This is a genomic window from Levilactobacillus yonginensis, from assembly GCF_003946265.1.
Taxonomy (GTDB): Bacteria; Bacillota; Bacilli; order Lactobacillales; family Lactobacillaceae; genus Levilactobacillus; species Levilactobacillus yonginensis.
In genome coordinates, this window is record NZ_RHNO01000001.1 from 72000 (window position 1) to 83512 (window position 11513).

Here is an 11513-nt window from a genome sequence, read left to right on the forward strand (position 1 = left end):
TAGAATATAACAAGTGAACGGACGGGGGCTTTCCTGCGCGTCGTCCAACAATATCACAACCGAAAATTATTTATGTATTCCGACTGTTAACCCAGTGCTATAATTATGATGTAATTGATGAATTAAACTATAGTCAATTGGAGGAATACATAATGAAAGTTAAATATTTGGTTGCAGCGGCTGCCTTAAGTTTGGGCCTTGCCGGAGCGGTGACGACCTTTGATCAACCGGTCAATGCCGCAGCGAAGACGAAGCGGATTACGACCTACAAGACGATGCCTAAGGCTCTACGAGGGACTTGGCAAGAGAAGAGCTACTCTAAGTACAAGAAGGGTATCAAGGTTAGATGGAGCTATACTTTCAACAAAAACTCTTATTCCATGAGAATGGACTTTAAGGGTGGTCCTAGAAAGTCTAAAACCATTCATTTTCCTAAAAACCAAATTGGTGGCATGAACTATGACCACCACTACAAAGTGTATAACGTCTTTCCTGGCGGGTCATCGATTCCTAAGAGCAAGCTGCCCTATGCCGCTTACCTGACGTTTACTGCTGGTCGCCACAATGGAAAAAAGGCATTGGGACAACATGGCATTGCCGATGATAAGATTACGTATTTCTACCGTAAATAACCGACCACAGCTAGGCTAGCTACGTCAGTAAGTCTGGAATAATCTAAATACTCACAGGAGGTCGTCTAACAACGTTGGGCGACCTTTTTCCTGTCCTTAAGCATTATCAAGCGGCTCTACACAGGCTTTCATCTAAGTTATCCACGCAACTATCCCGTACAAGCCAATCAAGAAGCGAAAGAAATAATCAACGAAACCAGTCGCCAGTACCTCAAAACTCAGAACAATCGATTCCTAACTATCCCCGAAAACCCCATCTTTCCGCCAAACGCCCCTACTTTATAGAAGCAACGCCACCCACAACTGTTCAATATATTTAGAGGTTGACATAATCGTTTTAGTATATAACACAACAACCTTGTTAATATTATTATAAAATACATATGGTGTTCATAAGTTATTCACATTTCGTTGGTATTCTGAAATCACTCGAAAAAAGACAGAACGAAACCCACAGGGGATATGGAGGATTACCGCATGAAAAAACTATTACGAATTATTGCGATACTGGGATGTTTCCTTGGCTTGGCATCACTGCTACGGATTCAGGCGCAAAAGCGAGAAGACATTATTAAAACGGCGGCCCTCCAAGACCAGGCGGGCAAAGTTGTTGAAAAGATTAGCAGTCACGACCCCCAGGAGCTACAGATGGCGTTGACCATCAAGCTACCCACTGGGGAGACGATGATGACGTTAGCCGACCAGGACAACGTAAAGCTTAAGACCGGGGAAATCGTTGACCTGCAGCCTAACGAAGACATCACGGCACGAGTTGACCAACAAAACCAACTCGTTATCCAAAACGACCGAGGCCGCGTAAAGAAAGTGAAGCTGGTCGTGCCAGTCGAAGTGACGAACCCACTACTGGTAGCCAAGCTACAACTGGACTTACACGTTGCCGACTCAAAAGAAACTTACACGCTTCCCGAAATCGCGGTTACGGCTGAGGAAACTAAGGAAGTCGCCGAAGAAAAGACCGAGGAATCAACGGAAGGTTTAGTTAAAGAACCAGCGGAAGACACGACTAAGGAATCAGCTACGAAAGTTCCTGAAAAATCCGCGAAGAAGATGACCGAAGAAACTACTAAGGAAACTACTAAAGAAACGACCAAAGAAGTTACACCAGCGTCGGACACGACCAACGACACCAAGACGACTGACAAGCAACAATCAAATTCACCAAAAGAGGGGCAAACAACGACCACCAGTGATCAACCAGCAACTACTAAGGAAGACACTGACGAAAAGGCAGCTAAGACGGCTACCACCACTAAATCCACGATGGCCGCGGCGCCGACAGATGCGCTATCTGGCGCAAATATCGACGTTCACCGGGCGCAAATCCAGGTGGACAGCTGGTCAGACAGCCTAATTGTTGCTGGTTCACTGCCTGCTAAAGATAATGTGAACGTGTTAGAAAAGGAATTAGGCGTTAAGGGTATCATTTCAGGTGGTTACTACGGTGGAGATAACTTTGATAACTTCGAAAAGCACTACCACCTATCCTACATGCGGAAGGGCGATGGCACGGGCACTGGAAATGGTGAAAAGGCCTACGCCGTGGCGGTTGACGGCGAGCCGACTAGTAATAAAACAGACGACATTCTAGTTTATTACCAAAACGTCGGGGCCTACACAGATTCAACAACGGCCGACAATCCAACGGAACCAATGGGGGCCATTGTGAAAATCTCCAACATTCAGTACCATACAAAGATTACCGGCAAACCTAAAGATGGCAAGGCCTTCATTGATTTTTCCAACAACTTCTACTCTGGAATGGTCTACAACGGGATTGAGACCCTCGATATCGACGTGACGTTTACCACTTCTGACTGGAAGCAAGCGCTTGTTTTCCCACCACTTGATGGTGACGGGGATGCTCGTAGCTACTTCACGTTTGGGTCACTGAACGGGAATACAGAAGGCGAACACGAATGGGCTGGTAGTCGATTGGAACTACCAGGAAAATTAGCGCCCAATGCCAAGATAGAAAAGCATGACGGTGGTTGGTACGAAGGTACCGGTATTGGAGTCGTTGATAAAGAAGAGTATGAACAGAAACGAAAAGAAGGCGATCCGCCAGCCGACTGGGGGGACTACCTCGGTTCTAGTGACTACGAATTAGGCGCCGTTTCCTTCCCACTGGTTGGGCGTGACCAACTATTCAAGTTAAAAAGTGAATCAGGCTTTACTTGGCAGTCCTTCTCTAGCGGCTACATCATGCCACTAGAGCAACCAGCACCACAAAAAAATGTTCACCGAGACAAAGAGTTGGGACTAGACAAGAACAATTTAGACGGCGTGACGATTGACCGGGACAATGACGACCAGAACAAGCTGTTCTACACGATTTACCAAAAGACCTACAGTATTCCCAACGAATCAATCGCGAAACCGAATGAGATTATTTTTCGGGACAAATTGCCAGCTGGCGTAACTGTTGCAGATGGTGGCTTTCGACTATTCAACACGGATGGCGGAAAAATGGAGCCGTTGACTGGTGATCTCGAAATTACCCCTGAAGGCAAAATCACGTACAAGTTCTCTGAAAAAGAAATTGAAGAGTTGAAATTTGACGGTGGCCACTTCGCAGTTCAAATAGAAACGAAGATCGGTAACGACTTTGTCGGAACCCTTAAGAATCGAGCTAGCATCGAATTCAACTCTGGTGAGAAGCACAGATGGCGGAAACGCACGAACAAAGTGGTAACCCATTTCATCCGGGGCAGTTACGAGTTCCAGAAGGTCGATGGCACCACTGGCAAGGCCCTCGCCGGCTCCACGTTTATCATTCAAAACGCGGATGGCAAGTACCTGACCTTTGATGGCAACAATCACCAAACTGGATTAGTCGCTCTGAAATCACGGGCGACCCGCCTGCAGGGCGACAGCGACGGCAACTTTAAGGTCGCCGGCCTCGCGAAAGGCACGTACAAGTTAATTGAAACTAAAGCGCCCGATGGCTATGTAATCGGGAAGCCAACTGAATTCACCATTTCTGGTAAGGTTCAGACCACACCAACGCAAATTGAAAATGACCCGTACAGTCTTCCCGTAACCGGGGGGCAAGGAATCTTCTGGTTCATTGTCGTTGGGCTCATACTCACCCTATCGTCTCTCGCCATTTGGCGCACTTACCCTAGAGGAGGATAACCCATGAAATTCACTAAAATTAGACAGCTGGTGCTCGCGACCTTCGCCGTTTGTGGCTTGGCGCTAGGCGGTCGGGCCGTTGCCCACGCCAGCACGCAAGCGCCAAGCACGGTCACCATGGAACTGCACAAGCTAGACAACAACTCGGAGGATCAAACGACAGAAACGATCAAGAACACTGGGGATGAAGTTTCCCTGCCAACTGGCGTGATACCTTACGACGCTGACAAGTACGGTAAGGTCACCTATAGTGTTTATGACTTGACCGACGTGATGAAACAGCGGGGCATCATCAGTGGCGAAGTAACTAGCGAAGCCTTTGAAGCCGCCCGGACCCAGCTACTGAAAGATATTACAGATGATCAGACTGATCCAAAGGCCTTACTCGCCGCCCAGGAAGCCTTCGTGAAGGCCAACGGGTTAACCAGCATTGCTGATAAAACGTTGGAAGGCCAGTCTAGTTCCCTAACTTTTCCTGGCATCCGCAACAGCGGCTTCTACCTGATCATGGAAACGGTCGCCCCGACGCACCATTTGACGAAGCTGTCGGCGCCCCTGATCATCGGGTTACCGTTGAGTGACAAGGCGACCATTCACCTGTACCCCAAGAACCTGATCGCCCGGGATGTCGACCCTGAGATCCACAAGGTGGGACGTAACCCTGAAAATCCGACCAGTAAGACATACCTGCCATTAGGCAAGGTGGAATTCACCCTGGCACAGAAGAATGGCGAAGGTGAAGTACGGACCCTGAAGACCGACAAAAACGGGGACATCGAGTTTGGTGGCCTGGAAGTCGGAATCGAGTACGTGTTAACTGAGTCAGCTAACAAGCGCTACCCGTGGTACCAACAAGCGGATACCAAGAAGCACAAACTATCATTGACCTTTACGGTTGATAAGGACGGCAACATCAAAGCACTCAAAACGTTGCCAAATAGAGCCCACTTTGACATCCAGGGCACGCGAATCGGAATCAAAAACGACCTGATTCTCGGGGGCGCCGAATTCAAGAAGGTGGACGCGCAGACCGAGAAAGGCTTAGCCGGAGCGAAGTTTAAGGTCCAAAAGATCAGCCCAAAGGGCAAAACTTACTGGGCCGTCTTCAAAGGCAAGACCTTCGTGAAATGGGTGACGAGCAAGGCCGCCGCGACTGAATTAACGTCCGCAGAGGATGGGACCTTTGACTTCACCGGCGTCCCTTACGTGTATGACCAACGGCATGGCAAGGTGACCTACAACTTGGTTGAAACGCAAGCCCCCGCGGGTTACGCGTTGTTGAAGGAAGCGACACCATTTGAAATTAATGAAGAAACAAATATCCAGACGATCAAAAACGAAAGCTACGCCCTCCCAACCACTGGGGGGATGGGTATCTGGCTATTCCTCCTCATCGGGAGTCTCCTGATGGGTGGCGCCGGTTACCTCTACTACCGACAACGGAAGGCGGCCTAACTGGTTAGCCACTTAGACAATTAGAGAAGGGAGGACCTCCACATGCGTAAATGGCTAGTGATTCTGCTATGTTGTTTCGGCTTAGGCCTGATTGCCTACCCAGCCGCCAGTAACCTGGTGATTGGTTGGCGTCAGCAGGGGGTCCTGGTGGCGTATAAGAACCAGTTACGGACGGCGAGTACTAGGCAGCGAAAAGCACTCCAACGGTCCTTACAGCGGCAGGCAAGGGATACTCGGACCACCCTCTATAACCCGTTCAAACAGGAAAATGATCGGTTCATGGGGACGCCCCCTCTAGCGTTAGTGGCGATTCCCACGATCAACGTGGAACTTCCGGTGTTTGCCGGAACCAGTGACCCCGTTTTACAGAAATATGCGGGGCTGGTTCACGGGACGGACGTTCCTCAGGGCAAACGTAACCAGCACAGTCTGATTACGGCTCACCGGGGATCACCCAACGCGACCCTGTTCACGGACCTACCGCGGTTACAACGGGGCGACCATTTCTATCTGAAGAATGCGTACGGGTTGATGACCTATCGGGTGACGAACATTCGGACTGTGAAGGCGGCCACGCGTCAGCCAATCCTGCGGGACACGGCCAAGAATCAGGTGACGCTGATGACGTGTACGCCGTATATGATCAATACCCACCGGCTCTTGGTAACGGGCCACCGAATTCCGAACGAAACTAAGACGATTCCGCAAGGGAAGATGGTGTGGGACTGGTACAAGATTATCTTGTTGGTAATTGGAGCACTCCTGTTGATTGGCGGCACGTGGGCCGGTTACCGGCGATTCAGACAAGCAAGGGAGGGCAACTAAATGACGAAACGTAAACGACGCTTCAAAAAAGGTTCCCTCTGGTTGCTGGCGATGTTTCTCGTCGGGAGTGGGTTGGTCTTACTAGGGTTGACGCAAAATTCCTCGGTAACCCGGATGGGTGATACGGCTAAGCGGGAGATGACGGTTGAGAGTGTTCAGCGAGCTAAGCGGTCGGCCCAAAGCAAAACAGAGCAAGGTAAGACGGCCCCGTTTGATTACGCCAAGACCTCGCAGCTGACGCCCCTCACGGTCGGTGGGTATCGCCTACGTGAGTTGACCGGGAATAGCGGCTACGATGGCGCGGTGGGTCAGCTGAAGGTCCCAGCGGTGGGACTGGACTTGCCGATCGGCATTGGTGTCAGTAATACCGTGCTGGTTCGGGGGGCGGGAACGCTGAAGGCGGACCAACGGATGGGCCAGGGTAATTACGCACTGGCCGGGCATTACATGGCGGCTAAGCGGCTCCTGTTTTCCCCGCTAAAGGGCGTTCAACGAGGAGATAGTGTCTACCTGACGGACAAGCAGCAGGTGTACCAGTACCAAGTCTCGCGGGTCCGGGTGGTGGATCGCCACCAGGTCAACGTCATCGATGACGTCCCCGGCAAGAAGTTGGTGACACTGGTAACTTGTGCTTCCGCCAAGCGCGGCGAACCTAAGCGGTTGGTGGTGCAGGGAGAACTGGTGTCGGTCCGGCGGGTTCGGGCTTGAGGCAGGATGAATAGGTGAAGGTAAACGAAACGAGCAGATACCGTGCTCGTTTTTTGTTGCGGATAAAATCAATAAGCGTCGTCAGTTGACTGTCCCGCAACGTTATAGTTTATGATTACCTACAACAGTTCGATTACTGAAGTCTGAAGGTAGGGTGGCGTCGTACATGAAACAGGAATCACTTTTCTCAAATCAACCGGAGAACACGCCGTTGGCTAGTCGGGTTCGGCCCCAAGACCTGGACCAATTCGTTGGCCAGCAACATCTACTGGGTCCTGGCAAGATTTTGCGAGAAATTATTGAAAATGACCAAGTCTCGTCCATAGTTTTCTGGGGACCGCCGGGTGTTGGGAAGACCACACTGGCTGAAATTATTGCGCGCAAAACGCAATCCAGTTTCTTGAGCTTTAGTGCCGTGGATAGCAGTATCAGCAAGATCAAGAAGATTATGAAGCAAGCTGAATTGGACCGAGAAATTGGGCAACGAACGATTGTTTTTGTGGATGAAATCCACCGGTTTAACAAGGCCCAGCAGGATGCGTTTTTGCCCTACGTTGAGCGGGGGAGCATCATTTTAATTGGGGCAACGACGGAAAATCCCTCGTTTGAAATCAACTCGGCCTTGTTGTCACGGTGTAAGGTATTTGTACTGAAAGCCTTGAAACAGGCGGACATTATCACACTGGTCGAGAATGCCCTGCATAATCCCAACGGTTACGGGAAACAGACCATAAAAATCGGTGACGAAGAGATCCAGGCGATTGCCAACTTCGCCGACGGGGATGCCAGAATGGCGTTGAATACGCTAGAAATGGCGATTCTCAATGGTGAAAAGGTTGATGGGGCCACGACGGTGACCATGGATAATCTCAGCCAGTTAATTACGAAAAAGTTTGTGTTGTACGACAAGAATGGTGAGGAACACTACAACATCATTTCTGCGCTGCATAAATCTATGCGTAATAGTGACACCGATGCCGCTATTTACTGGCTGTCGCGAATGCTAGAGGGCGGCGAGGACCCGTTGTATATTGCTCGGCGGCTCGTTCGATTTGCCAGTGAAGACGTTGGGTTAGCCGATACGAATGCCCTCAACGTGGCAATTAACGTCTTTCAGGCCTGCCAGTTTCTGGGGATGCCGGAGTGTGACATTCATCTGGTTGAGGCCGTGACCTACCTATCCCTGGCCCCCAAGTCCAATGCTATTTATAAGGCCAGACTCGCGGCGGCTAAGGACGTGAAACAGACGGTGAATGATCCGGTGCCGCTACAGATTCGGAACGCACCGACTAAGCTGATGAAAGATTTAGGGTACGGCAAGGACTATGAATTAGCCCACTATGCCAAAGATAAGCTGACGACGATGAAAACTATGCCACCTTCCTTAGAGGGGCATGAATATTATTTGCCGACGACTGAGGGCCATGAACGGCGTTTCAAAGAGCGATTGGCACAGATCAAGGCTTGGCATGAACAGAATGGGTAACAAAAATGGGTATCCTCAATGAGGACACCCATTTTTGTTAGACTTCAGGATGATTAAGATGTAACGTGTACTGCTCCTTAAGTTTCAGCCTAAACCAACGTTTTCTTCTGGCCGAAATCCATGTCCATTGGTCGGATGAAGGACCACGTTGAGTGAATGACCTTCCAGTCAGCACCTTCGCGTTCATAAACCTCAATGCAGTTGTAGCGCATCTCATTCAGTGAAGTCTTCGCAAACAGTTGGTAAGTTAGCACGGCCATGTCGCCTTTAATTTGAACGCGGGGGTCCTCGAAGTCGTAGGTGTCGGCGAATAGTTTGCCTTCCACGTTAGCGAGAACAAACTCTTTGATTTCAGCGTAAGTGTCGACCCGGTGCGGTTTAGCGCTGTCAAAGTAGGAAAAGTTCTTCTGGGACCAGATGGTTAGGTAGCCGGAAGTGTCTCCCTTGAACCATTTGTCCAGGGCGCCCTTTTCAAGCGCAATAATCTTTGTGGTTAAGTCAGTATTTTCGTTAGTCATGGTTTTTCTCCTATCTTTAATTAAGTAGCAGGGCCGGTTCTCCATAGGGGTGTTGCATAGAATGGGGAAGTAAGCTCGTGTATAACCATGAGTTTAGACTATGCCGTAACGTTACAGTCAAGCGTAATTCTTTGAAATTAGTGATATTGGTAAAGTAGCTACTGTTGTTTCGCATGAAACATTACTGCTAGCGGTATACTAAAAAGGCGATTCACCTAGTTACCCTGGAAACGGGTATTAGGTGAGTCGCCTTCGCTTAGGTTAGATGTAATTATTTGCCAGTTTCAGCTAATTCAAGTAGCCGTTGCCGTAAAGCATCGTCGTAGGCCGTCAGGTACAGGCCGTATTTCCCACGCTTCATCAGGACGTTCAGGACGTTAGCGATAAACGTTTTGTATTCGTCACGGCTAAATTGGATGTCCTTCCGTTTTTTGAAGATTTCCTTGTGGGAGTATTTTTCGGGAATGATGGTCATTGTATCTGTCTTAGGGTCGTAGCCAAATGATGGCCCAATGATCATACCCACGTAGTTGAGGTCAAAGCCCTGTAGGGTGTAAATGGTACCAACCTGGGTGATGGAGCCTTCACGCTTGGCCCAGTGGGTTCGTTGGGGGTCCCATTCGTCCCAAGGCAGGTTGAACGTATCCATCTCAACGTTGTGGCGGCCATCAATGCGAGGGAAACCAGAGGTGGCTACGACGCGGCTTATCCCGAATTCCTTGTTGCGCTTCTTAATGTTTTCGAACAATTCGCCGGCAGTATCAAACATTTTGAATTCGAAGTCGCTGTTGTCGGGGAAGGGTTTCAATGGCTTTTCAGCGGACAAGTCATCCATCCAAGCAACCTGTTCGTCGCTGGCAACCATCCGGTACTGGAAGTTCATGTTGAACAGCTTGTGTGGGTGGGAGCCGATGGTCTTGTAAAGCAGGTCTTTATCCCAGTACATCTTAGATTGGAAGACTTGTTCAAAGTCGTACACGACGACCACAACCTTAGCCAAGTTCATGAGGTCGGTCAGTTGGTTTTGGCCGCGGTAATGGGCGTAGGGTTCTGATTTGGAATAGAGCAAATGAGCTTCATCGACGAAAATAATGTCGTATTTTTTGTGGTTCTTTTGCGCGTAATTGATCAGAGCAGTGGGCCGCCGAATGGATTTTACCTTCATGTTCGGAATTGATTCAGCGAGGTCCTGATAGGCTTTGTATAACTCGGGGTGGTTGACCACCAGTGAGGTTTGGTAGCGACTATCGGTCATGTACTGACGAACGAGTTCCATCAGGACAACGGACTTCCCGGTTCCAGCAGCGCCTTCAATGATTGCTACGGAAGACTGGTTGCCGTTCAGCCCTTGCTTGATGTAGTCGTTGATATTGGTGATAACAGTCTTCTGGTCGTCTGACAGGTCATCGACGAAGAACTGTGCCTTTAAAATTTTATTCATTCTGAAACTCCCTTATGCCTTAGTTGATTTGCGTACGTAAACGAGACTAGATTCCTCTGTGAAAATTGCTATTACTAGTATAGCAGTTATGGGGTGGGAGACTGTAGAATTTTGAAAAGAGGGGAGTGGAGCGGAACCGTCAGACTTGATTGTGGATAGAGAATCGCTGATGTATCCTTAAAATATGAAGTGAAAATTACAGGCATGGCAACTATCAAAACATGGTGTGACGGTGATTGAGGGACTTGATAGCAGGTAAACCAGACGGTCATTACTGCTCTTTCAAACGACATATAGAGGTTGTTAATAAATTGACGTCGAAGTTTAAGGCGGTTAACGCATTGGGGATGAAAGAATGAATCAAAAGCCGGAGTTCGATGGCGATGGATTGGGTTGTGTTCACGTGATAGTATCATTGGCAATCGTCTATGTCTTATTTCAATTATTCATTGGCGTGTTGACCTATTAGTTACGGGAAATATAAAGCTGTCCTAAAAATAATATATTGTTATTCGAAATAGGTACGAATATAATTAATCCCATGAATCAAGGTGCATAACGAAGTTAGTTTCTCAGGAGGAGTAGAAATGCGTAAATTAATTCGTATCGCAGTGGTTGGCCTGATAGTTTTGCTGATTGGCGGGATTTACTTTGCCACGGGAACCACGGCCGACGCGGCCAAATGGCACAAGGGTGTGCCTAAGGTTGTTCGTAATCGGACTTATATGATCAGTCATGTTACTGACAAAAATTTGATGGCTTACGTGGGTTACACGTTCACCAACAAATCGTTGTTTGCCGGTCATACCATGGATGGCGGTCATTTCGTCAAGCATCTAAAGTATAAAAAGGTTGGCAAGCAGACCTATTCAATCAAGGGAAGTGTTTCAGGCGACAAGGAACGGTTAAAGCTCAAGGTTACCAACAAAAATAAGCTTACAGTCAAGGACCTCGACAATGGCGGGTTCAAAGGCTATGCTCCGTACAAATATTCTGGTAAGGCCTGGCCTCGGGTGCATTAAGCACCATAGTCAGTTAATTGAGTTGCACAACCAAAAGAATCTGTCACCGATTTGGTGGACGGGTTCTTTTTTCGTCTATGTAAGAATTAGAAATATCAAAAATAATATGGCTAAAAAACATTGATTTAGCAACGCTGATAGACTGGACTTGTTGGGCTGAACGATTGCCCGCCATGAGAATTTATAATAAAAGTAAATTAGCTTTATTATCGGTTATGATATATACTAGTTGTAACAGAGTGTTTATAATTCACGTGTATAAGCATTTGA

At 48.4% G+C, this 11513-nt stretch carries 9 protein-coding genes; 7 read left to right on the forward strand and 2 right to left on the reverse strand.

What is annotated here, in order from left to right; genetic code table 11:
* Positions 1–152: 152 nt before the first annotated feature.
* The 6 genes from EKM87_RS00315 (at position 153) to EKM87_RS00340 (ending at position 8262) form a co-directional block, all read left to right on the forward strand.
* Entirely contained in the window at positions 153–632 is a 480-nt protein-coding gene (locus EKM87_RS00315) for a hypothetical protein (protein WP_125680658.1), read from the forward strand.
* A gap of 477 nt (positions 633–1109) precedes the next feature.
* Complete coding sequence (locus tag EKM87_RS00320) at positions 1110–3788, forward strand: SpaA isopeptide-forming pilin-related protein (protein WP_125680660.1); 2679 nt, start codon at positions 1110–1112, stop codon at positions 3786–3788.
* Between the two features lie 3 nt (positions 3789–3791).
* A complete protein-coding gene (locus EKM87_RS00325; RefSeq protein WP_125680662.1) occupies positions 3792–5243 on the forward strand; it encodes a SpaA isopeptide-forming pilin-related protein in 1452 nt (483 codons plus the stop codon).
* A gap of 42 nt (positions 5244–5285) precedes the next feature.
* On the forward strand, positions 5286–6068 hold the full coding sequence (locus EKM87_RS00330) for a class C sortase (protein ID WP_125680664.1): 783 nt from the start codon (positions 5286–5288) through the stop codon (positions 6066–6068).
* Positions 6069–6776, forward strand: a complete 708-nt coding sequence (locus tag EKM87_RS00335; protein ID WP_125680666.1) for a class A sortase — start codon at positions 6069–6071, stop codon at positions 6774–6776.
* 166 nt (positions 6777–6942) lie between these two features.
* Complete coding sequence (locus EKM87_RS00340; protein ID WP_125680668.1) at positions 6943–8262, forward strand: replication-associated recombination protein A; 1320 nt, start codon at positions 6943–6945, stop codon at positions 8260–8262.
* Between the two features lie 89 nt (positions 8263–8351).
* Here the strand turns inward: EKM87_RS00340 and EKM87_RS00345 are convergent, their stop codons facing one another.
* Both EKM87_RS00345 and EKM87_RS00350 read right to left on the reverse strand, forming a co-directional pair.
* Positions 8352–8780, reverse strand: coding sequence for a nuclear transport factor 2 family protein (locus EKM87_RS00345; protein ID WP_125680670.1), 429 nt, complete (start codon positions 8778–8780; stop codon positions 8352–8354).
* Positions 8781–9051: 271 nt separating this feature from the next.
* Positions 9052–10221 (reverse strand): DUF2075 domain-containing protein, encoded by a 1170-nt coding sequence (locus tag EKM87_RS00350; protein WP_125680672.1) that lies wholly within the window; start codon positions 10219–10221, stop codon positions 9052–9054.
* A gap of 587 nt (positions 10222–10808) precedes the next feature.
* On the opposite strand from EKM87_RS00350, the gene EKM87_RS00355 reads away from it, so the two are divergent.
* Entirely contained in the window at positions 10809–11243 is a 435-nt protein-coding gene (locus EKM87_RS00355; RefSeq protein ID WP_125680674.1) for a hypothetical protein, read from the forward strand.
* Positions 11244–11513 lie beyond the last annotated feature (270 nt).